This window comes from Leptolyngbya sp. FACHB-711 (assembly GCF_014695615.1).
In the GTDB taxonomy this organism is placed as follows: domain Bacteria; phylum Cyanobacteriota; class Cyanobacteriia; order Elainellales; family Elainellaceae; genus Leptolyngbya_A.
In genome coordinates this window covers 1-21,243 of the sequence record NZ_JACJOR010000511.1, presented here as the reverse complement: position 1 = coordinate 21,243, position 21,243 = coordinate 1, and the positions used below count along the sequence as shown (strand labels likewise).

The 21,243-nt window shown below is 52.2% G+C and carries 24 protein-coding genes; 12 read left to right on the top strand and 12 right to left on the bottom strand.

The window, feature by feature from the left end; genetic code table 11:
- Nucleotides 1-308 precede the first annotated feature (308 nt).
- Nucleotides 309-1,361 carry an AI-2E family transporter gene (locus H6F80_RS24720; RefSeq protein ID WP_190794169.1) on the top strand — a complete coding sequence of 351 codons (1,053 nt, stop codon included), beginning with the start codon at nucleotides 309-311 and terminating at the stop codon, nucleotides 1,359-1,361.
- Nucleotides 1,362-1,494: 133 nt separating this feature from the next.
- Here the strand turns inward: H6F80_RS24720 and H6F80_RS24715 are convergent, their stop codons facing one another.
- Nucleotides 1,495-2,496: an NAD-dependent epimerase gene (locus H6F80_RS24715; RefSeq protein WP_190794168.1), complete on the bottom strand. Its 1,002-nt coding sequence runs from the start codon at nucleotides 2,494-2,496 to the stop codon at nucleotides 1,495-1,497.
- Between H6F80_RS24715 and H6F80_RS24710 the strand changes: the two genes are divergently transcribed.
- On the top strand, nucleotides 2,480-3,259 hold the full coding sequence (locus tag H6F80_RS24710; protein ID WP_347277922.1) for a hypothetical protein: 780 nt from the start codon (nucleotides 2,480-2,482) through the stop codon (nucleotides 3,257-3,259). The genes H6F80_RS24715 and H6F80_RS24710 overlap by 17 nt on opposite strands.
- A gap of 262 nt (nucleotides 3,260-3,521) precedes the next feature.
- On the opposite strand, the gene H6F80_RS24705 is transcribed toward H6F80_RS24710, so the two are convergent.
- The 7 genes from H6F80_RS24705 to H6F80_RS24675 all read right to left on the bottom strand — a co-directional run bounded on the left by H6F80_RS24705 (nucleotide 3,522) and on the right by H6F80_RS24675 (nucleotide 10,156).
- On the bottom strand, nucleotides 3,522-4,595 hold the full coding sequence (locus tag H6F80_RS24705) for a Fe(3+) ABC transporter substrate-binding protein (RefSeq protein ID WP_190794166.1): 1,074 nt from the start codon (nucleotides 4,593-4,595) through the stop codon (nucleotides 3,522-3,524).
- A 465-nt stretch (nucleotides 4,596-5,060) separates the two neighbouring features.
- Nucleotides 5,061-6,770: an NAD+ synthase gene (locus tag H6F80_RS24700; RefSeq protein WP_190794165.1), complete on the bottom strand. Its 1,710-nt coding sequence runs from the start codon at nucleotides 6,768-6,770 to the stop codon at nucleotides 5,061-5,063.
- Nucleotides 6,771-6,807: 37 nt separating this feature from the next.
- Complete coding sequence (locus H6F80_RS24695; protein WP_190794164.1) at nucleotides 6,808-7,047, bottom strand: HepT-like ribonuclease domain-containing protein; 240 nt, start codon at nucleotides 7,045-7,047, stop codon at nucleotides 6,808-6,810.
- Nucleotides 7,007-7,198, bottom strand: a complete 192-nt coding sequence (locus tag H6F80_RS30945) for a nucleotidyltransferase domain-containing protein (protein WP_190794163.1) — start codon at nucleotides 7,196-7,198, stop codon at nucleotides 7,007-7,009. The genes H6F80_RS24695 and H6F80_RS30945 overlap by 41 nt, the downstream gene beginning before the upstream one ends.
- 41 nt (nucleotides 7,199-7,239) lie before the next feature.
- Nucleotides 7,240-8,010, bottom strand: a complete 771-nt coding sequence (locus tag H6F80_RS24685) for an NUDIX hydrolase (protein WP_190794162.1) — start codon at nucleotides 8,008-8,010, stop codon at nucleotides 7,240-7,242.
- On the bottom strand, nucleotides 7,947-8,570 hold the full coding sequence (locus H6F80_RS24680; RefSeq protein WP_190794161.1) for a nicotinate-nucleotide adenylyltransferase: 624 nt from the start codon (nucleotides 8,568-8,570) through the stop codon (nucleotides 7,947-7,949). The genes H6F80_RS24685 and H6F80_RS24680 overlap by 64 nt, the downstream gene beginning before the upstream one ends.
- 224 nt (nucleotides 8,571-8,794) lie before the next feature.
- Nucleotides 8,795-10,156 (bottom strand): nicotinate phosphoribosyltransferase, encoded by a 1,362-nt coding sequence (locus H6F80_RS24675; RefSeq protein WP_190794160.1) that lies wholly within the window; start codon nucleotides 10,154-10,156, stop codon nucleotides 8,795-8,797.
- Between the two features lie 740 nt (nucleotides 10,157-10,896).
- Here H6F80_RS24675 and H6F80_RS24670 point away from each other — a divergent pair.
- Together H6F80_RS24670 and mutY are read left to right on the top strand one after the other, a co-directional pair.
- The gene (locus H6F80_RS24670; RefSeq protein ID WP_199296808.1) at nucleotides 10,897-11,256 is read left to right on the top strand and encodes a DUF760 domain-containing protein; all 360 of its coding nucleotides are present in this window, start codon (nucleotides 10,897-10,899) and stop codon (nucleotides 11,254-11,256) included.
- A 59-nt stretch (nucleotides 11,257-11,315) separates the two neighbouring features.
- Nucleotides 11,316-12,497 carry an A/G-specific adenine glycosylase gene (gene mutY / locus H6F80_RS24665; RefSeq protein WP_190794159.1) on the top strand — a complete coding sequence of 394 codons (1,182 nt, stop codon included), beginning with the start codon at nucleotides 11,316-11,318 and terminating at the stop codon, nucleotides 12,495-12,497.
- A gap of 523 nt (nucleotides 12,498-13,020) precedes the next feature.
- On the opposite strand, the gene H6F80_RS24660 is transcribed toward mutY, so the two are convergent.
- Nucleotides 13,021-13,266, bottom strand: coding sequence for a DUF433 domain-containing protein (locus tag H6F80_RS24660; RefSeq protein WP_242067558.1), 246 nt, complete (start codon nucleotides 13,264-13,266; stop codon nucleotides 13,021-13,023).
- Nucleotides 13,267-13,380: 114 nt separating this feature from the next.
- Between H6F80_RS24660 and H6F80_RS24655 the strand changes: the two genes are divergently transcribed.
- The 3 genes from H6F80_RS24655 to cysE all read left to right on the top strand — a co-directional run bounded on the left by H6F80_RS24655 (nucleotide 13,381) and on the right by cysE (nucleotide 15,263).
- On the top strand, nucleotides 13,381-13,839 hold the full coding sequence (locus H6F80_RS24655; protein WP_190794158.1) for a salt stress protein, Slr1339 family: 459 nt from the start codon (nucleotides 13,381-13,383) through the stop codon (nucleotides 13,837-13,839).
- Nucleotides 13,840-14,006: 167 nt separating this feature from the next.
- A complete protein-coding gene (locus H6F80_RS24650) occupies nucleotides 14,007-14,372 on the top strand; it encodes a DUF8631 domain-containing protein (protein WP_190794157.1) in 366 nt (121 codons plus the stop codon).
- Between the two features lie 129 nt (nucleotides 14,373-14,501).
- A complete protein-coding gene (cysE, locus tag H6F80_RS24645) occupies nucleotides 14,502-15,263 on the top strand; it encodes a serine O-acetyltransferase (RefSeq protein ID WP_347277921.1) in 762 nt (253 codons plus the stop codon).
- A 72-nt stretch (nucleotides 15,264-15,335) separates the two neighbouring features.
- Here cysE and H6F80_RS24640 read toward each other — a convergent pair whose 3' ends face one another.
- Nucleotides 15,336-15,974, bottom strand: coding sequence for an Npun_F5749 family FMN-dependent PPOX-type flavoprotein (locus tag H6F80_RS24640; protein ID WP_347277920.1), 639 nt, complete (start codon nucleotides 15,972-15,974; stop codon nucleotides 15,336-15,338).
- A 389-nt stretch (nucleotides 15,975-16,363) separates the two neighbouring features.
- Between H6F80_RS24640 and sfsA the strand changes: the two genes are divergently transcribed.
- The gene (gene sfsA, locus H6F80_RS24635) at nucleotides 16,364-17,101 is read left to right on the top strand and encodes a DNA/RNA nuclease SfsA (RefSeq protein WP_190794156.1); all 738 of its coding nucleotides are present in this window, start codon (nucleotides 16,364-16,366) and stop codon (nucleotides 17,099-17,101) included.
- Nucleotides 17,102-17,157: 56 nt separating this feature from the next.
- Complete coding sequence (locus tag H6F80_RS24630; RefSeq protein ID WP_190794155.1) at nucleotides 17,158-17,382, top strand: hypothetical protein; 225 nt, start codon at nucleotides 17,158-17,160, stop codon at nucleotides 17,380-17,382.
- On the opposite strand, the gene ylqF is transcribed toward H6F80_RS24630, so the two are convergent.
- On the bottom strand, nucleotides 17,366-18,271 hold the full coding sequence (ylqF, locus tag H6F80_RS24625) for a ribosome biogenesis GTPase YlqF (protein ID WP_190794154.1): 906 nt from the start codon (nucleotides 18,269-18,271) through the stop codon (nucleotides 17,366-17,368). The genes H6F80_RS24630 and ylqF overlap by 17 nt on opposite strands.
- A gap of 99 nt (nucleotides 18,272-18,370) precedes the next feature.
- Nucleotides 18,371-18,877: a CDP-diacylglycerol--glycerol-3-phosphate 3-phosphatidyltransferase gene (pgsA, locus tag H6F80_RS24620; RefSeq protein WP_190794153.1), complete on the bottom strand. Its 507-nt coding sequence runs from the start codon at nucleotides 18,875-18,877 to the stop codon at nucleotides 18,371-18,373.
- A 150-nt stretch (nucleotides 18,878-19,027) separates the two neighbouring features.
- Here pgsA and H6F80_RS24615 point away from each other — a divergent pair, with 150 nt between their 5' ends.
- From H6F80_RS24615 to H6F80_RS24605, 3 genes are all read left to right on the top strand, one after another.
- A complete protein-coding gene (locus H6F80_RS24615; protein ID WP_190794152.1) occupies nucleotides 19,028-19,411 on the top strand; it encodes a DUF3110 domain-containing protein in 384 nt (127 codons plus the stop codon).
- Entirely contained in the window at nucleotides 19,408-20,544 is a 1,137-nt protein-coding gene (locus tag H6F80_RS24610) for an ABC transporter permease (protein ID WP_190794151.1), read from the top strand. Before H6F80_RS24615 ends, H6F80_RS24610 begins: the two co-directional genes overlap by 4 nt.
- Nucleotides 20,545-20,744: 200 nt before the next feature.
- The coding region (locus tag H6F80_RS24605) for an REP-associated tyrosine transposase (protein WP_190794150.1) at nucleotides 20,745-21,243 on the top strand (499 nt) is incomplete at its 3' end.

Here is a 21,243-nt window from a genome sequence, read left to right as displayed (position 1 = left end):
TCTATTCCTTCCTGTATCCTCCATTCCTTCCCGTATAATGCTGCGAAACAGGCTTTTTCAGGAGTGTTTTGGTCATTACGCGATCGGGGCAAGATTCCTAATAGCAATTCTCTTTCTGCTTTCCTCCACTCCGCCCGTATGCTCGTAATAGAGTCCTCACCCTACACTCCTCACCCTATCGTCCTCACCTCACGGTCTTCACCGCTGCCCAACGCCCGAAGCTGCTGCATTACGCTGCGCTAACCCATCCTAGGCTCTACTCTCCATCCCGTCATCCACTTCGCTTCCCATCCCCCCATCCACTCCCTATGGCCGATCGCTCTCTCACTCGCCTACTCGTCAGCCTAGCCAGTCTGGTCATTGTGATCGCGGGCTTAAAGGCAGCATCTGGTTTGCTCAGCCCGATTTTGCTGTCGCTGTTTATTGTGCTGGTGTGTTCGCCGCTTTTGGCTTGGCTGCGGCATAAGCGAGTTCCGGGTTGGCTAGCTTACATGATTGTGATTCTGGGCGTCATTGCGATCGGGCTGGTGCTGGTTGTGTTTCTCGGGATTTCGGTCGCTCAGCTCTCAGAGGCACTGCCGCAGTATCGCCCGTTGCTGGAAACTCAGTTTGCGCTCATGCAGCAGCAGCTTGCTCGCTTTGGTATCCAGCAGGAAGACATTTTTCAGCTTGATTTGATCAATCCGGGACGCATTATTCAGCTTACGATCGCCTTTATTCGCGGACTGATCGGCACGCTCAGCAACGCAGGCTTAACCCTGTTCATCTTTATTTATATGCTGATCGGGGCATCGAGCTTTTCCAACAAGCTGAAGCGTGGTTTAGGAGCTAGAAATCCGATGCTGGCTCGCTTGACTGCCTTTAGCCGCAGCATTAGCGTTTATCTGCTGATCAAAAGCTGGCTGGGGGGAATGTCGGCGATCGGACAAACGATTCTGCTGCTGTTTCTGGGCGTGGATTTTGCCGTGCTGTGGGGCGTGCTGTCGTTTTTGTTTAACTTTATTCCTAACATTGGCTATGTGATTGCGCTGGTTCCGCCGCTGGTGCTGGCGTTGCTGGAGTTTGGGTTTGTGAAGGCGGCGATCGTGTTTATTGGCTATGCCCTGATTAATAACTTTTTTGATGTGGTGGTGGGTCCACGCTATCTGGGTCGCGGCTTGGATTTATCAACGCTGACCACTTTTCTGGCAGTCATTTTATGGACGTGGATTCTGGGTCCGATCGGTGCATTTCTGGCGTTGCCGCTGACCGTGCTGATCAAAAAACTCGCGCTCGAAACGTTCCCGGACAGCCAAATTCTCGCCACTCTGATTGGTGCAGGAGATAGCGAAGACACGCTCGACGAAAAGACACAAGGATAAATTTGCGACGTTGCTGAATCCGCTGAATCCAAGGATAAAGGGTTGAGTTTGACCCCGTTAGGCAGCCCCTTGAATTGACCCTTCCCTTATCCCTGGTTTTACTTCTGGTTTTGTCTCTGGTTTTACTTCTGGTTTAACGCTGTCGTTCTGAACTGCCGTAATACGATCGATACCATTCCACAAAGCGAGCAATTCCGGTTTCGATCGGGGTGCTGGGCTGGAAGCCAACATCGCGCATCAGGTCAGCGACATCAGCGTAAGTCGTGGGCACGTCTCCGGGCTGCATCGGCAGGAAGTTCTTTTGGGCGGTTTTGCCGAGGGTTTGCTCGATCACTTCGATAAAGCGCAGCAGTGACACGGGCTGATGATTGCCGATGTTGTAGAGCTTGTAGGGAGCCTGGCTGGCTACATTAGAGTTACCGGAATGAGGCGGGTTTTGCATAACGCGCACCACCCCTTCAATTACGTCATCAATATAAGTAAAGTCGCGCTGCATTTCGCCGTGATTGTAAACATCGATCGCCTGACCCGACTCTACCGCCTGCACAAATTTGAAATATGCCATATCCGGTCGTCCCCAGGCTCCATAAACGGTGAAAAAGCGGAGTCCGGTCGTAGGCAGCCCATACAAATGGCTGTAGGTGTGAGCCATCAGTTCGTTGGCTTTTTTGGTGGCAGCGTAGAGGGAAATGGGGTGATCGACGTTATCGCTGGTGGAGAAAGGCACTTTGGGATTAATGCCATAGACCGAACTAGAAGAGGCAAAAACAAGATGCTGGATCTGGCTCTGACGACAGCCCTCCAGCAAATTTACGAACCCTGTGACGTTGCTGTCTACATACGCCCAGGGGTTGCTGAGCGAATAGCGGACGCCCGCCTGCGCTGCCAGATTTATCACATAATCAAACTGCTGCTGCTGAAACAGGTTGGCTATTTCCGATCGATTGCTCAGGTCAAGATACTGAAACGTAAATCCTGGTTTATCCGTCAGTCTTGCCAGTCTCGCTTTCTTCAGGTTGACATCGTAGTATTCGTTCAGGTTATCGATGCCATAAACCGCAAAGCCGTTTGCTAATAGCCGCTCGGCGAGATGATAGCCTATGAATCCGGCAACTCCAGTGACTAATACTTGCATGATGGTTTCGATGACGAATCTGACGGTGGGCATTCAGTCTGCCCTTCTAAAATCTGCCCTTCTAAAATCTGCGCTGTTGAGCATAGGGTTCATCCTAGCAGGAGTCGTTTCAGCCGAGGCTCAGCCTACTGCGTCTCCTGAAGAAAGTCCTGCTTCTAGGACTGAGCAGTCCATCGATCTGGATCCCAGCATCATCGAAAATAGTCCAGTTTTGCAGCGATGGCTAAATGAAGTGCCGGATGTGCGATCGCAAATTCGCAGCGATCCTAGTTTTCGGACGCGCCTGAGACTCTTGTATTCCCAGTATCCTGCCAGCGAACAGGCAGCCGGGGTTCTGGTGGGCGTGGAAGATGTGTTTCTCGGTCGATCGCCCCTGACCCTTAGCGCACAGTATCAAACTGCCTTCGATCGCCCAATCGAATCCTATGGAGCCGATTTGCACTATTACGTTTTGCCCCTGGGCAGCAATGTTAATCTTGCGCCGATCGTAGGTTATCGCCATATCGAAACTGTTGACGGCACAACCGACGGCGTGAATGTGGGAGTCCGACTCATCCTTGCCCTATCCAGAACCGGAGCCGCTGATGTTGTGCTGAGCCAAAGCTGGGTCGCGCCCGGTTCAGAATCAGAAGTTGGACTCACAACGCTTTCTGTAGGCTACGCGGTCACACCGCACCTGCGTGTCTCTGCCGATGTGCAGCAGCAAAACGCCCCACGGCGTAAAGATAGCCGGGTCGGAATCGGGCTGGAATGGATGCCATAGAAAATTCAGGCAGGTCTGCGGGCAGCAAAGGCACAAAAAAGCCCCTCCGCTGGTGTGAAGGGGAATTGTGAAGGGGGAATGTGCCTGAGAACCGAGCGCTCTAGGTTCCGCCATAATTCCTGCGCGTTACTGCAAAGCAACCGATCGCTTTGCCGTTACCACTCCTGAAGAGTGATTGAGCATCATCGACCCACCCTTGCCCTTGCAGGAGGGGATGGGTCTGAAGTAGGAACGAGGGGATATGGCTTCAAGACCCACAGAACTACTTCCAGCCTGCCCGATCCATAATCTGGAGAGCTGCTGGGTTGTTTCGTCCAAAGACGCTTGCATTGATCGCATCATCGCGGAATCTGCCGTAGCTTGCCAGAACTGGGTCAAGGGATACGCCTTCCACGACCGGATATTCGTTGTTGCTCTTGGCAAAAATTTCCTGCGACTCGCGGCTGACCAGATGCTCCAGGAATTGCACGGCTGCTTCCGGGTTGGGAGCCGTCTTTAACACGCCGCCGCCGCTGATGTTAACGTGCGCTCCCCGATCGCGCTGGTTGGGGAAGAATACGCCAATTTTTTCTGCGATCGCCTTTTCTGCCGGATCTTCAGACTTGGCAAGGCGAGGCAAATAGTAAGTGTTGACAATGGCGATCGACCCTACTCCCGCAGCACAAGCTTGGATTTGGGCAGTATCATTGCCTTCGGGTTCACGAGCAAAGTTTGCCACCACGCTTCTTGCCCAGGCTTCTGTTCTGGCGGCATCATTGGCTTGCAGCATCGAACCAACCAGCGACTGGTTATAAACATGGCTGGAGGAGCGCACCAGAATTTGTCCTTTCCATCGCTCGTCTGCCAACGCTTCGTAAGTCGAAAGCTCTGCCGGGTTGACCTTGGTTTTGTCGTACATGATCACTCGCGCCCGCTTCGACAAACCCACCCACAGTCCATCAGGATGGCGCAGATTTTCGGGGACTGCCTGCCGAATCACTGCAGAGTCGATCGGCTGTAACAGTCTTTCTTGCTCTGCTGCGCGCCAGAGCCGTCCGGCATCGACGGTAATCAGCACATCGGCTGGACTGTTTGCTCCTTCGCTTTTGATCCGCTCGATCAGCGCGTCGGCTTCAGCTTCGATCAGGTTGACGCGAATGCCTGTTTTAGCAGTGAAACTTTCGTAGAGGGCGGTGTCGGTGTCATAGTGCCGCCCAGAATAAAGATTCAGCACATTCTGAGCCTGAGCAGTGCGAACCACCGGAGATTGAGCCTTTGCTTTCCCTGCTTGACCAATCGCCACGGCTGCCGTTGCAGCACCCCCACACAAAAAAGCGCGTCGCGTAATTTTGTTCATATCCCGTTGAAGAGTCGAGGTAAAAGAGTATGCACAGTTGTGATATTTGCAGCAGATTGCCTGACGGGTGGTCGGTTTCGCTGCTGGAGACTCATTGTACACTTATTGCAACTCATTCTCACTAAACTGGCTCTGCTTTTTAGAAAAATTACTGAAACGGCGAGCGCTGCTTCTGGAGCAGAATCCTAATACAGCAATTGCTTGAGCCAAAACCGCGCAGCAAAATTCGCAACTCTTTAGAAAGAGTGCCATATGGCATCGAAAGTTTGTTGACAAGATATCTTGTTTAAGTTCGGATTGAATTCTAGATTAAAGTTCGGATTGAATTCTGGAAAGACAACGAAAAACGGCGATCGCAGCTCGAGCTATCCCCAGCCGCCACAGTGGGAAAGGAGATTTGACCCATTTGATTGCCGGGAGTACCGCTTTTTCGATTTCCCTAAATTCTTCGCAGGCTCTCTTTGGCTAGGGTTTGATGGCGATCGCAGCCGGATGAGCAGCCGCGGGTAGCCATCGATTGGCGATTGGCATTCTCCAGCCTGTGCCAAAGGCGCGATCGGTGACTTTTAAGCCAGGAGGAGCCTGTTTGCGCTTAAATTCGGCGCGAATCACGAGTTTGATCACACGCTCGACCGTGGCAGCATCGTGCCCACTTGCAACAATCTCGTCGGGCGATCGATTGTCGTGGATAAACTGATGCAGAATATCATCGAGGATGTCGTAGGACGGCAGCGAGTCTTGATCGACCTGCCCGGGCTTGAGTTCTGCGCTGGGCGGCTTGACGATAACATGAGCCGGAATCAGCTTTTGCCCAGTGGAGTTGAGCCATTGGCAAATGGAATAAACCTTCGTTTTAGGCACATCTGCAATTACCGCCAGTCCGCCGTTCATGTCGCCGTAGAGGGTGCAGTAGCCAACCGCCATTTCGGATTTATTGCCCGTAGACAGCAGCAGATGCCCAAATTTATTCGAGAGTGCCATCAGCAGATTGCCACGAATCCGCGACTGCAAATTTTCTTCCGCCAGCCCAAACTCTGTATCTGCAAACAGCTCTGCCAGCGTGCGATCGTAGCTTTGCATCAGGTCGCCGATCGGCAATATCTCGGTTTTAATCGCCAGATTCTGCGCGAGCTGCACGGCATCGATGATCGAGTGCTTGGAACTGTAGGGCGACGGCATCAAAACTCCCAGCACATTTTCTGCACCGATCGCCATCATTGCCACGGCTGCCACCAGCGAAGAGTCAATCCCGCCGCTTAAGCCCAGCACAACCTTCGAGAAGCCGCACTTTCGCACGTAGTCCCGCAAGCCCAGCACCAGCGCAGACCACATTTCGGCGTCGTCATTTTCAGGCTGCGGCGCGATCTGGTTGGGATTGAGGCACAAATCCTGCTGCGTGTGATCATATTCAACCAGGACCAGATCCGGCTCGAAGGCATTTGCTCGGCAGGTCATTTCACCCCGGCGATCGAAGCCGCTGCTGTTGCCGTCAAAAATCAGATCATCGTTGCCGCCTACCTGATTAGCATAAATAATCGGAGTCTGGTAGCGAATCGCCGCATGGTGCAGCATGGCTTGGCGAATTCTTTGCTTGCCCATATGAAAGGGAGAGGCAGATAAATTGACGATTAGATTCACCTGCTGAGCCACCAGATCCTCGATCGGGCTGGCTTCATAGCTGCGCTTGCCCCAAAATTCTTCGTCGTTCCACAGGTCTTCGCAGATGGTGACGCCAATTTTGAGCGAGTCGATCGCAAATGCCATGCTTGCCTGCCCCGGCTCGAAGTAGCGATCTTCGTCGAACACATCGTAGGTGGGCAACAGCCGCTTGTGGAAATACTGCTGAACATCGCCATCTTGCAGCAGCGCAATGCTGTTAAACAGCGGTTTGCCTCCGGTTTGAACAGCGCGATCGTTGGGAACCACGGTTCCAACCAGAACGGCGATTTGAGGGGGCAAATCTTTTGCTAATTGGTTTAGCGTGTCTGCCATCGATCGTGCAAACGCAGGCTGAAGCAGCAAATCGCGAGGCGGATAGCCGCAAAGGGAAAGCTCTGGCGTCAGTAGGAGAGAAACACCTTGACTCGCTGCCTGTTGAGCTGCTTCGAGAATTTGGCGGGCGTTGCCGGAAAGATCGCCGATCGTAGGATTGAGCTGAGCAATGGCAATTTTCATAGGAATTACAAGAGTTACAAGAATGTAGGAAAAAGAATTACTCGCTTAGCTGATAAAGAATAGCTAGAGGATTCACTTTAAATTCAGCTAAATCTTGTTCAATCACTTGCCAAACTTTTTGAAAATCAACCCTTCCAGAGTCATGAATTAAAAGATTTCGCATTCCAGCAATTTGTTTCTGGGGAATTTGAGGGTGAGCTGTTTTTAATGTCTGAGAGGTTCTTTTAGTCGCTTTGCTAATGACTTCTAAATTTCGCTCGATCGCGTCCTGCCACATTTTGTCGCTTGCTAGTGCAGTCAATGTCGCTATGATTTGTTGCCTCGTCTCTTGCAACAGAGCCAAAGATACGAACATTTAAAGCTTTATGCTGGGCAGCAATTGCTAAAATCTCTTCGCGTTTTTCTCTGATGAATTCCTCAATTTTCATCCTAACTTTTCCTACTCTATCTTTGCTAAAAAAGACCTTTGCTAAATAAAGACTAACGGCTTGTCCTTAAAAGGAGCAAACGCATCGGCATCAAACCGATAAAGGCTGGCAGGCCGTCCGGCTCCGCGTGAGATTTTGACTCCGGTATCCTGTAGAAAGCCGAGTTTTAACAGGCGCGATCGAAAATTAGAATAATCTGAGAAATTTTCGCCTAAAACAGTCGTGTAAAGCTGATATAAGTCGCTGAGAGTAAACAGTTCGGGCAGCACTTCAAAGGCAACAGGACTGTACTCTAACTTATTGCGAAGCCGACGATAACCATACTGTAAAACCTGGTTGTGATCGAATGCTAAAGGCGGAACCTGCTGAAGCGGATACCAGGCAATGCCACTCACCCCGTCTGCAATCAGTTTGGCTTCGGCAAAGCGTACCAGCGCGAAATAACTGACCGAGAGATAGCGCACGCCATACTGATGCTGGCTTTCACGCGGATCGCGATCGGGTCCGCCAAAAGTATAAAGCTGCTCCAGATACAAATTTTCAACCCGAATCTTTTCAGATAGCACCCGATATGCCGCATCTTCGAGCGATTCACCCTTTCGAACAAGGGTTCCAGGCAGGCTCCACTGTCCCAAAAACGGCTCTTCCCGACGCATCACCAACAGCACCAGCAACCGATTTTGCGCGGTATCGACTGAAAAAATCACGTTGTCCACACCCACTTTAAAGTCGGCTAGAATTCCCGCGATTACCTCTTTGGGGGAACTGCTTCGCAACGGGTCGGTAGATTTTTTGGTGCTGCGTCCTGCCATGTGTAGAGCTGTTCTCGATGAATGTATGCCTCGATCGGCGGAATGACGGCTTCAGCGTCTCTAGTTTTCCGATAATCGGTAGATGAAACGTCTGGTACGGGGATAGAGGCGATCGTTACGCTGGCTCCCATTTGTCTCAAGGGTTCTAAGTCTACCTCGCTTAAAGGATAGCCCGGTCGTGGAATCACGAGTAATCGAACTTGCTGCAACAGTTCCTCAATGCAATACCATCGGGGAAGCTGCGCCACCAGATCAGAGCCAATGACCAGCGTAAAGTCTGCGTCCTGCCAGCGTTCTCTGGCGCGCTGCACCGTAATCAATGCTCTGGGATGGCTCAATTCCGCCTCCAGGCACAAATTGTGGCGCGGCGGATCAATATCTTCGATCAAAAGTTGCAGCATCGCTGCCCGATGAACAAGCGGCGTCTGGTGAGACTTAAAGGGATTGTCGGATGCCCAGACTGCTACCTGATCAAACTGACCTGCCAGCCAAGCCAAAACTGCCTGATGTCCGGCGGTTGGTGGGTCTGCGCTGGTTCCGAAAAGGGCGATCGAGGTCATGAGTAAGTGAGTGGATGAGTAAGGGGCTAGACGGGATGGGGGTGGAGGAATTTGTCGATGGATCAAACGATTCGTTAAAAGCGATCGGAGGTGTTCATAGGTTCAATCCTGCAATATCAACATTCACCACTATTTCGCTAATATTTCGCCATTGTTTCGCCACTGTGAAAACCCCAAGACCCAATTCACTCTCCGCCTCCTTATCTCCTCATTCCATTTCTGCCTCAAACTCTCCGCCTGGTTTCCTCAATCAGGGCTTGCAGGGCAGCAGAGATTGGGGGGGCGATCGTTTCCGGGTGGTGAATGCGGCGAATTGGTTCAGGTAGGCTGTTGATATTGGTGAGGGTGCGATCGGCGATCGTTTGCAGGGATTCAGGAGGGATGATGCGCTGACCCTGCTTAAGAACGGGCTGAAGGACGGGCTGTTCGTTTGGTTCGGGGGGTTCGCTGATCAGTCCCAGTCGATCGCCCTTAAATTGTCCCTGCTCAGTCTGTCCTTTCTCAATGCGGCGAAAAATCTGCTTGCGTCCGGGGTAGGTGGCCTTGCCTTCGGAAGCTTTCATAACCGGGATGCCGTCGATCTCGACCAGTTTATACACGCCGTTGATCGGGTTGCCGGAGACAAGCTTGGTGCCAATGCCGTAGCTGTCGATTTGTGCGCCTGCGATCTGAAGGCGATCGATTTCAAATTCATCAAGGTCACCGCTTGCCACAATGCGCGTATCGGGCAAAAGCTGACGAATCTGCTGGGACTGGGAAACCAGATCGCCAGAGTCGAGCCGGACTGCTTTGAGGGTGAGGTTTTCTTGCTGGATGCCCACAGCGAGTCGCTGGGCTGCGGCGATCGAATCGTAGGTGTCGATCAGCAGCGTTGCGCCGGGGAAGTAGCGGTGAAATGCCTGAAACGCCTCGTCTTCGGTTCCTTCAAGCGCAGCCAGTGCCATGACTAGAGCGTGTGCCATTGTGCCGCTTGGCTTTTGCCCGACCTGAAAGGCGGCAAGAACGTTTGAGGTGGCATCAAATCCGGCTGCCAGTGCCGCTCGTGCTGCAAAGAGAGATGCTTGAGGACCAAATGCCCGCCTTGTGCCAAATTCGAGCAAGCTTGCAGACCCGGCAACGTCTCGCATTCGCGCTGCTTTGGTGGCAATCAAGCTTTGGTAGTTGAGGAGATTTAGCAAGCAAGTTTCAACGATTTGCGCCTGCCACAGGGGAGCTTCAATCCGCAACATCGGCTCATTGGCAAACAGCACTGTGCCTTCAGGAACTGCCCAGACATCGCCTGTGAAGCGTCCGCTTGCCAGCACCTCCCAAAAACGATCGGGCACATGGGCAAAGATTCCGGTGGCTTGCAGGGCAGCAATTTGTTCTGCGCTAAAACTGAGCTGCTCCAGATAGTCGATCGCCTGCGCCAGCCCCATTGCCACGATGTAGCCAAAGTCTTCGGGCAAACGACGGGTGAACAGCTCAAAGCTTGCCCATTTCCCAGCGATGCCTTCTCCCACATAGCAGGCAGCCATTGTGAGCTGATACAGATCGGTGAGTAGGCTGTAATCCTGGGAGTTCAGGAGCAGTGCCGTATCTGGCATAGGGAATGGAAGGTAAATGGCTCAGAATGAATGGCTCACACTCGATGCACGGGTGTAGCGATCGTCCCGATCGGGAAAATCTATCAGCCTAGTAAGTATCAGCCTATTAATTATAGTTAAATTTACTAAAAGTTTTGGTAATCGTTCGCAGGATTCGGTTCGATCGTGTCACAGAAAGCTGATATTACACAAGCATTGCGTTCTGTGCTCCAGATCATTCTGCTGAATACTCAACTTTTGTAAATGATCCTACCTCCAACCGATTATATTGAGTTGAACTAAAATTTTCGATCGCTAATGTTCCCCATTAGTGCTCACAATCCAGCATTTCTAAACAGAGATAACTTGTGCAATTCGGGTATGAGCAGCCTGTATACTCTGAAGGGCGATGGCTGAACTGGATATGGCTTGCTCGACTTTTCTGAGTGATTCTAAACAGCGATCGAACTAGTGGTCGCAAAAACCGGGCTTTCTCTCACTGCTTTCCCGAATCAGTGTCCCTGTAGGGTCGATGAAATCCTTCCGCAAGTTTTGCCTGATGCGGTTGAAGAATCCCTCAACTCATCATGGCGTTGACCTCACTTCCTCTCACTTCCTCAAGTCGTGTAACTTCCCCTGCTCCGGTTCGGTTCTGCCCACTGCGATCGATCCTCAAAACTTGTTACATTAATTGACATCAGAGCGATGTCATCGGTGAAACAAGCAGAGAGCATCCCTGATACATCAAGCCACTGTCCACCATGGATGAGGTTCCCAACGTGAACGACGCAACAAAACGGCTATCAGAATTTTTTGAGGGCAGCAATACAACGAATGAACTGTGGCAATATGTCCAGTCCCTCAGCCCCGAAACCGTTGCTCAACTTTCTCGACCTCAATCGCGGGAAGTGCTGCAAGTGATGGAGCGCAACATTATTGGTCTTCTGGGCGGTTTGCCCCCTGAGCAGTTCGACGTGACAATTACGACCAGCCGTGAGGATCTGGGTCGGCTGCTGGCTTCCGCAATGATGAGCGGCTATTTTATTCACAGTGCTGAGCAGCGCATGAACTTTGAGAGATCCTTGCAAGGCGCGATCCTGACCGAGGACGAGGCAGCGTAAGTTTTCTGGAACGGGCAAGGCAACCGAGCAATATAATTGCTCATCCGTAAAATGGAGCTATGCCCATCTCTTCTTTTCATCCGACTTATAACGACAATCCCAATCCGGTAGGTCAAACGATCGATCTGCCGGGTTTTCGTTTGTCTGCTGATCAGCCTGGGAAGGATTTATCGAATCACGAAATTCATGACCTGCGGCAAAACTTGCTGCGATGGTATGGCGAATCGGGGCGAGATCTGCCCTGGCGACGCACCCATAATCCTTACGCCATCTGGATTTCAGAGATTATGCTTCAGCAAACCCAGGTAAAAACGGTGATGCCGTATTATGAACGCTGGATGCAGCAGTTTCCAACGATCGCTCACCTTGCCCAGGCAGACCAGCAGCAGGTTTTGAAGGCATGGCAGGGGTTAGGCTATTATGCCCGCGCCCGCAATCTGCACCGAGCCGCCCAAATCATCCTGGCCCAGCATGGCGGCAAATTTCCCCAGGATCTTCCATCTGTGATGTCCCTGCCCGGAATCGGACAAACCACCGCAGGCGGAATTCTCAGTGCCGCATTTAACCAGGCTGTACCGATATTAGATGGTAATGTAAAGCGAGTGCTGGCACGGCTGAGGGGAATTGACGTTCCGCCGAGTCGGGCAATCAAAGCCCTCTGGCAGATTTCAGCCTCCCTGCTCGACCCCCAGCAGCCCCGCGACTTTAATCAGGCGTTTATGGATCTGGGCGCGACCATCTGCACCCCCAAAAATCCTGCCTGTTTGCTCTGTCCCTGGAACCCTTACTGTCTGGCGTATCAAACCAATATGCAAAACGAACTGCCCGTCTCTGAAAAGCGTGCTCCGACTCCTCATAAGCAAATTGGCGTTGCCGTCATCTGGAACGATCGCGGACAAATCTTGATCGATCGCCGCAAACAAGAAGGTCTCTTGGGCGGACTCTGGGAATTTCCGGGCGGCAAGATCGAACCAGGCGAAACCGTCGAAGCCTGTATTGTGCGCGAGATTCAAGAAGAGATCGGGATTGAAATTACAGTAGGCGATCGGCTCATCACCATCGATCACACCTATACTCACTTCCGCGTCACGCTCAACGTATATCACTGTAAGTACGTGAACGGAGAACCACAGCCGATCGAATGTGATGAGGTGCGCTGGGTGGAAGTTGCTGAACTGGAGCAGTTTCCCTTTCCCCAGGCAAATGTGCAGATCATTGAGGCGATTAAACAGCAGCAATGAAACGAGTGAGGATCTGGATTAATCGAATTGCGCTAGGTCTATTCGTTGCCAGCGTAATCTATTTGATTTTTAGGATTGTTACTTTCTCTGCTCCTCGATCTGCCTTTGCATTGACAGCACAACTGTTGCTGTTACACACAGGCTTGAGTCTTGGAATTGCGTCCATCGTTGGGACAATTGCGGCAGCATTAAGCTTTGTGGTTTCATACTTCGACTGGTCACTCACCTCACCCATCAAACGATCGCTCCGTCTTTCGGGTAGAGTGCTGGCAGGTACGTTCTTGGGATTAATCGCAGGTGGAACAATAGGATTTGTATTAGGGTATGCCTTCGCACCGACATTAGATCAAATTTATCCAAGCACAGAGAATCCATTTGGGGCAGGTCGTTTTATTCCCCCTTCTTGGTCTCTCGGAACGCTAATTGGAGGAATTTGGGGACTGACAAATTCGCTTATCTCACACAGTCAAAGACAACGCAGGGAAGGCTAAACTGCTGGACTTAATATCGCTATTCTGAGCTGCTAATTCCCGCTAATTTCGACTAACGCTTCGCCCGATCGCAGAAGTTCTAGTGCTTTTGGCAAAGTTGTAGCTGCCTTCAAGTCATCTGCTTCCAAGTCGGGCATTTCCTCCAAGATCTGTTCAGCGCTCAGTCCTGCCGCAAATAAATCTAAAACATCCGATACTCGAATCCTCATGCCTCGAATGCAGGGACGACCACCACACTGCTTAGGATTAACCGTAATTCTCTTCAGTAGGTTAGACATGAGGGCGTGCTGCAATGTAGCTTTTGTTTTAGTCTAACAGGGACACAACTCCAGGAAGCACAGCAGCAGAATTGTCGATCGCCCGAACCTGAGCAATGATAGATTCAGTCACTTGTGAACGCACTTCCCAATACGGCAGACCCGATCGATGAGCTACTGAAACAGCTCGATCAAGGCAACACAGGTCGATCGTCTTCTCTTGCAAATGCTCAATCGGCAACCGCATCAGAGGCAGAACAGCAGTCGATTGAAGCTTCTACCACGAAGTCGATCGATCAGCTGCTTGCTGAAATTGAAGGTAAGCCTGTCTCGATGCAACCGAGGGTGGCTCAGCCAGATCTTTCGATGCGCCCGAAGCGAGAACTGCGATACGTTGACCCAATGAGCGATCGACCTGTAGCCCCCGAACATCATCAGCCTGCAAAGCAGAAGGCGATCGTGCAGAAAGCACAGGCATGGCTCAATGCCCTTGATCCGCATGACGGTAACGCCTTGTTTTTTGAGAGATTTGCTGAAAAGTATCCTTCGCGTTTGGAAGCGGCGATCGATTTTTTGGGGCTAAACCAGGAATAGGCTGGCTCTGTTCGCCTTATTTCTGCTCACCCAATTTCTGCTCACCCAATAACAGAACAGTTTAGAAATCAGCAACTTAATCCAACTGCCTGACACAGCCGCGATTTTTGTCTTAAACTAGGACAGGCTAATCGCAGCATAAGAACTGCCTCGGTAAGGGTGAATTCATGGACGACTTGTTGAATGCTCAATTAAACGCTCAGGCGACGGCTCAGGGGCTAATGACGGTGGAAGCAGTCCAAAAGGCGCTGAATCGATCGCGAGCATCGGTCTATCGCTACGCCAACACTAATCCTTCTGACCTCAATCCGTCTTACGATGCGCGGAAGCTTAACCCGGAACTGCGGGTGAATAAAGACGATCCGCTTCTGTTTCACCCCAACGAAGTCGCTCGTTTTGCTCAGGATGTGCTAGGCATCAAGCAAGTGACGATCGAGGTGCAGCAGCCCAGCGAAAACGTAACCCACGATCTGCTGCGGGCAATTTTAACCGAGCTTCAAAGTCTGCGATCGGCATTGAAGGATCGATCGTAGGATTCATTCGCGATCGGATATCCTTTACCAGCAAATTTCATCTCTCCATAACCTGCATCTCATCCAACCGTTCTCAAAATGTATTAGCCTTTAAACTTGGAAGATTTTTTGGAACCGGGGTAGCTGCTTGTGCTAAATCCTGCGATTGCTTCGCTCACGGCTGATTTTCGCATCATTTTCGATCGTGACCCTGCGGCGCGAAACTGGCTGGAGGTGATGTTTTGTTATCCCGGTCTTCAGGCGTTGCTGCTGCATCGGTTTGCCCATCGGCTGTATAAGCTGAACATCCCGTTTATTCCCCGTCTGATTTCCCACATTGCCCGCTTCCTGACTGGAATTGAGATTCACCCTGGCGCACAAATCGGTCAAGGCGTCTTTATCGATCACGGGATGGGCGTGGTGATTGGCGAAACGGCGATCGTCGGCAACTATGCGCTGATTTATCAGGGCGTCACCTTGGGCGGCACGGGCAAAGAGAGCGGCAAACGCCACCCCACTCTGGGCGAAAATGTGGTCGTTGGAGCCGGGGCAAAGGTGCTGGGCAATATCGAAATTGGCAACAATGTCCGCATCGGCGCAGGCTCAGTCGTGCTGCGAAATGTGCCTTCTGATTGCACTGTTGTCGGCATTCCAGGACGCATTGTGTATCGCGCAGGCGAACGAGTTGATCCGCTGGATCACGGTCAGCTACCCGACTCCGAAGCGCAGGTGATCCGGGCATTACTCGATCGGATTGAGGCACTCGAACAGCAGGTACAGGCATTACAGCCTCCTGCCCCACAGCCCAAAGTTGAAGTGAAGGGTGAAGATTCCACTCGCGTTCCCGTAACAACAAGCTGTCGCCTCAACGACAAGATCATCGAGCAATTTCTCGACGGTTCGGGGATTTAGGAGAATTTCAAGCTCTAGGCAATCCCACGGCAGGCGATTGAACACTTTCCCAATAGGTTCCTGGAGCCTACATCAGGGATTCACTTCTTCCTTGGTCCATTCGTCGTTCGTTTTCTGATAAACATAGCGATTTTGAGGATCGCCGCGTAGCAGCAAATGATCGACCTGAACCGGATCGAGCAGCAGCAAACAGAAGTTAGGCGGAGGCTCGATCGCATTAGGCGGCGGCGGAGTAAAATCACTTTCGGCAGTTCGCAACTGTCCCGAAGCTGCCCAGGCAAACTGTAATCGAGCTGCATCCGACAAATCCTGCCACTGGGTCTGCCGTGCCTGCACCAAAGTACGATCGCCAAAATCTGCCCGAACGATCGTCAACGTTCCCAGCAGACGAAACTGCTCTCGCGTTTTGGGAAAATACCAACACAGCTCGCCCCACGGATTCTGCTCGATTTGGGCAGCCTTGTCGCTGCGATCGTCGGTAATAAACTTAAGCTGATTCATGTCGTCCAGAAAGCCGCGAAACACGACGGTTCGATTAGCAGGACGATAACTCGCGCCTGAGCCATTCTCGGAAGGGGACGATTGCGTTGGTGAAGATCGGACAGTGGCAAGCTGGGCGTAGCGAGAGTAAATTAGCGATCGATTGCGGTGCAGTGCGCCTGTGAGAGCAGCCTGCCAGGGAGCCAAAATGAGGGAATGGGTTTCAGTCACGTTTACTCGTCAATATATTCGCTGGCAGGTTTAGTTTCTGGAAGCTGCAAAAACTCCTCTAGCCTGAACCTCTGGGACGGTGCTTGCATCGTGAACGATCGCTCCACAAACGCCAATCAGACTGCCTGACTCTCCTTATATCTTAATGGTTTGCGGTTTTCTGGCGGGGAAAGGAGGCTTAAAGCGTGGATAATCAGATTCGACAATCCGATTCGACCCAGAAGGAAAGGTTTAGATATACGGTAAACTCCCAAATCGCTTCTTGCTCCTGAGTTTGAAGTAACTTGCTGTCTTCAAAGTTCCCATTGATGGAGAATTAGGGGGCTAAAGCACTTCTGCCAGGACTTCGATCGCCGCTCAAGCCCGTTTTTCTGTTTATTCCTGTTCCTATGCCTCTTGCTGACTGGATTTATCCCTTTCCGCCCCTGCTTCCCGGCACACTGATCAAACGCTACAAACGCTTTTTTGCCGATATCGAGCTGGATACCGGAGAAACGATCGTCGCCCACTGCCCGAACACAGGTCCAATGACCGGGGTCTGTTTACCAGGAAATCGGGTGATGGTTTCGATAAGCAATAGCCCGACGCGCAAGCTGCCCTACACCTGGGAGCTAATCGAGGTTGAGGATAGGGTTTGGGCGGGTACGAATACAGCTATGCCAAATCGCGTGATTGAGTCGCTGCTAACCGCCCGGCTTTTGCCGGAGGTGGGAGAATATGACCAGATTCAAAGAGAAGTTCCCTATGGACAGGATAAAAAGAGCCGGATCGACTTCCTTTTAACTGGCGAAAATACCGCTCGACCGATTTTTATCGAGGTGAAAAATACGACCTGGGCACGAGGGACGCTCGCTTTGTTTCCTGATACCGTAACCACGAGAGGACAGAAACACCTTCAAGAGCTGATGGCTCTGACTCCGCAGGCACGGGCGGTGATGCTGTACTTCATTAATCGCGGCGACTGCACGCAGTTTGCACCGGGCGATCAGGCTGATCCGGTTTATGGGCAGCTTTTGCGTCAGGCGATCGATCGTGGGGTAGAGGTGTTGCCCTGTCGGTTTGAGATTACCCCGCAGGGGGTTCGCTATTTGGGGTTGGCGGAGTTCAGGATCTGTCAAATTAATTGAAATGAGCCAGAACTGCTGCCAAAGGGAGTTTGGTGAATTTAAGAGGAGAACACTGAATGAATCCGACTCAAATCAACTGCGCTGAAGCCTGTGTGAATGGCTGCGTTCTGGGCGATGCTCAATGTCCCAACAAAGAGCACCGCGAAAAGGCTTCCAGGTTTATTCAAGAAACGTCTCTCGATCAAATGCTGGCGATCGCGGAAGAATCGCTCCGTCGCCGCACGACCGCATCCCAGCCTAAATGGGTCTTCCCCGAAGATGGGGTCAATCCAAACCAGTAGTCAGAGAATTCAAGGCTGTTGAGTCGATCGCAGGCGGCAGTTCCAGTGGAATTGCTCCCAAAATGCCTTTACGAAAATCGTTGAGAATCTGATTGGCTGCCCGCTCTTTGTCTCCCTGGTACCGCGCTTCTGCCAGATCAGCAACAAAGCTCTCTCCGGTGCGCGGTTGGAGGGCGAGGGTGTAGCGATCGCGCAACGGTTCTTCTGCAAATAGGTTAGGCGACTGGTGAAGAATTTGCTTAATCCGATCGACCAAAGCCGCCGCAACCCGCTGATTATCGTAGGCAGCCTGGCCGATATCGTCGCAAAAGGCAAGCTTCAGGGCAGCGTCCTGATCGTTTAAGCGGGAAGGCAATACGCCCGGTGCATCCAGCAATTCCAGTTCGTCGGAAATTCTCACCCACTTAAGCTGGCGAGTTACTCCGGCTCGACGGGCACTCTCGACGACACGCCGCTTGAGCAATCGGTTAATCAGGGCAGACTTACCCACATTGGGAAAGCCGATCACTACTGCACGAACTGGACGGGGCAGCATTCCACGATCGTGTCTGCGCTGGTTGATTTTTGCGCCCACCTGTCGGGCTGCCTGCGCTACGCCGGAGATGCCCTGTCCCCCATGGGCGTCGGTGAAATAGGGCTGTTCGCCTGCGGCGCGAAACCACTTCGTCCAGTCCTGCTGCACGATTTGCGGAATCATATCAACGCGATTGAGAATCAGCACGCGCTCTTTGCTGCCGATCCACTGCGAGACCTGCGGATGACAGGTTGCCAACGGAATCCGGGCATCGCGCACCTCCAGCACCACGTCCACTTTTTTGAGCTGTTCTTGCAGGGCTCTCTCGGCTTTAGCGATGTGCCCCGGATACCACTGAATCGGCGGTGAAGTCATTAGCGGATAGAGTAAGTTGGATAAAGTATTTAATTCGGTTTCTTTAATTGTGACAGGCGCATGACGATCGCCCGATCGCCCTGCCGTATCAGCGAAGCTCTACTTGGGCTGCGGCAGCAGATAGATCGCGCCTGAAATCAGCGTTAGAATCACCGCCAGCCAGAAAGCAGCCAGCGCAACGGAAGTCCAGGCAGCCGGAAGCGGAGCAATTAGGAGGGCGATCGCCGCAATTTGGGTGACGGTTTTGAGTTTGCCCCAGAGGTTTGCCCCAGAGATTTGGGTTTGGTTAACGCGCCAGCCTGCGATCGTCAGTTCGCGTGCCAGGATGAGAAACACCCCCCAGGCGGGAACCTGTCCCAGTTCGACCAGTGACAGCAGGGGAGCCAGCACCAGCAGTTTATCGACCAGCGGATCGAGAAATTTTCCCAGGTTGGTGACTTGATTGAGCCGCCGCGCCAGATAACCGTCGAGCCAGTCGGTTCCGGCTGCCAGCAGAAAAATTGCCAGGGCGATCCAGCGAGTGCGATCGATCGGATGAGCCAGCAGCACCAGCAGCAGCGGCACACCCAGCAAACGAGAAACCGTAATCCAGGTGGGGAGATTCATGGGCGATACGCTTTGGGGAAACTGCGAAGCATACGGAGACAAGCCAGCGATAAAAACTTTTCGGTCAGAATTCAGCCAAAACAAAGGGCAAAAACTTAGAATTATCCTTAGCCCAACGTCTATTATCCAAACTCGATCGCTTTTATCGCTATGCGTGTTTTTGTTTTACTGTTTCTGAATGCTCAAACCAACGAAGAGGGAATTCATACGCTGAGGATAGGCGATCGAAACACCGTTCTCATGTTTGAGTCTGAAGACGACGCAACGCGATTTGGGCTACTGCTAGAAGCACAAGATTACCCCAATCCCAACGTTGAGGCGCTTGATTCGGAAGAGATTGAGGAAATCTGTCAAGACGCAGACTACGACTGTAGGCTGGTTCCTGAAGGAACGCTGCTGATGCCGCCCGAATCGAGTATCGAACAACCCGAATGGCAGGAAGATGGAACTCCGGGTGAGCCGGCTGAAGCAGAATCAGAAATGCCCATGTCTGAGCTAGAGCAAATTCGGCGGCGACTGGAGGGACTGCTATGAGCTGGTGGCACAAGCTAAAAAATAACGGTTTGGCGCGGTTTGGCGCACTGGTGCTGCTGCTGTTTTATCTGGTAGTGATTCTTGCTGAGTTTGTTGCGCCCTACGATCCTTATGCTTCGCAAGCTGACGGATCGCTGCTGCCGCCAACGCAAATCTACTGGCGCAATGAGCAGGGACAGTTTATCGGTCCGCACGTCTACCCCACTACGCAGGGTCCGGTCGAGCTTAAAACGGGCGATCGCTTGCTGAAGGTCGATCGAAGTCAGCCCTCTCCGGTGCGGCCGTTTGTGCAGGGCGATGAGTACCGCTTTTTGCAAGTCAAGCTGCCCTTACCGACACGATTCTCCCTCACGAATCCTCAAATTGAGGAAGTCGAGCTGTTTCCCGGCATTCCAGGGAATTTGCACCTGTTTGGCACAGCAGGTCTGGGCAGGCTAAATCTATTGGGAACCGACGAAGCCGCTCGCGATCAATTTAGCCGTTTGATTTACGGTGGGCGGGTGAGTCTCAGTATTGGACTAGTAGGGATTTTGATTTCGTTTCCGCTAGGACTGCTGGTGGGCGGCATTTCGGGCTATTTTGGCGGCGTTACCGATGCTGTGCTGATGCGCATCGTGGAAGTGCTGATGACGATTCCGGCGATTTATCTGCTGGTGGCACTGGCGGCGGTTTTGCCTCCGGGATTGACCAGCTCGCAGCGATTTTTGCTGATTACGCTGATTACGTCTTTTGTGAGCTGGTCAGGTCTGGCGCGGGTAATTCGCGGGCAGGTGCTTTCGCTGAAGCAGCGCGAATATGTGCAGGCGGCAAAGGTGATGGGTGGCAGACCGCTCTATATCATCCTGCGCCATGTGCTGCCGCAAACCGCGACCTATGTGATTATTTCGGCAACGCTGGCGATTCCGAGCTTTATTGTGGCGGAGGCAATTTTGAGCCTGATCGGGTTAGGGATTCAGCAGCCCGATCCGTCCTGGGGCAATATGCTGTCGCTGGCAATTAATGCTTCGATTCTGGTGCTGCAGCCGTGGCTGGTGTGGTCACCTGCCATTTTGATTGTGCTGACAGTGCTGGCATTTAATTTGCTGGGGGATGGCTTGCGGGATGCGCTTGATCCGCGTAATACGCAGCGTTAGAAGGGATTAGGGTCTGAGTACCGTAGGGTGCGTTAGCGTCAGCGTAACGCATGATTTCCCATTGTGGAGTGCCCTCAACTGCAAAGCCTCTTCAACCGTCCGCACCCATTAAATTAAGCGTGATTTGCTGAATCAGGGAATACTCCTCCACGAAACCCGATTACCCCGAAGGGGGAACTGCGAAGCAACCGCCCTACGCTATGCCCTACTACCGCAGAAGCAAAATTGCAGGCGGCACGTATTTCTTTACCCAGGTCACGCATCAAAGACAGCCCTGGCTCTGTAGCGAGATTGCCCGATCGCTCCTACGCTCGGCTTTGCTCAAGGTTGGTGCCAAATATCCATTTACGATCGAGGCGATCGTTCTGTTGCCTGACCATTTGCATTGTATTTGGACATTGCCGCCGAATGATAGCGATTATGCAACGCGATGGCGATTGATTAAAAGCGAGGTGACGCGGCAGGGGTCAGACTTGCTGGGGGTGCAAGCAAGCCGGAGTGAATCGCGGCAGAAGCGGCAGGAGGGCAATCTTTGGCAGCGACGCTTTTGGGAGCATACGATTCGGGATGAGGCGGATTTTGCGCGGCACTGTGATTATATTCATTACAACCCGGTGCGGCATGGGTTATGCGAGCGGGCAGTGGATTGGCAGTATTCGAGTTTTCACCGCTTTGTGGCGCAGGGGGTGTACTCGAAGG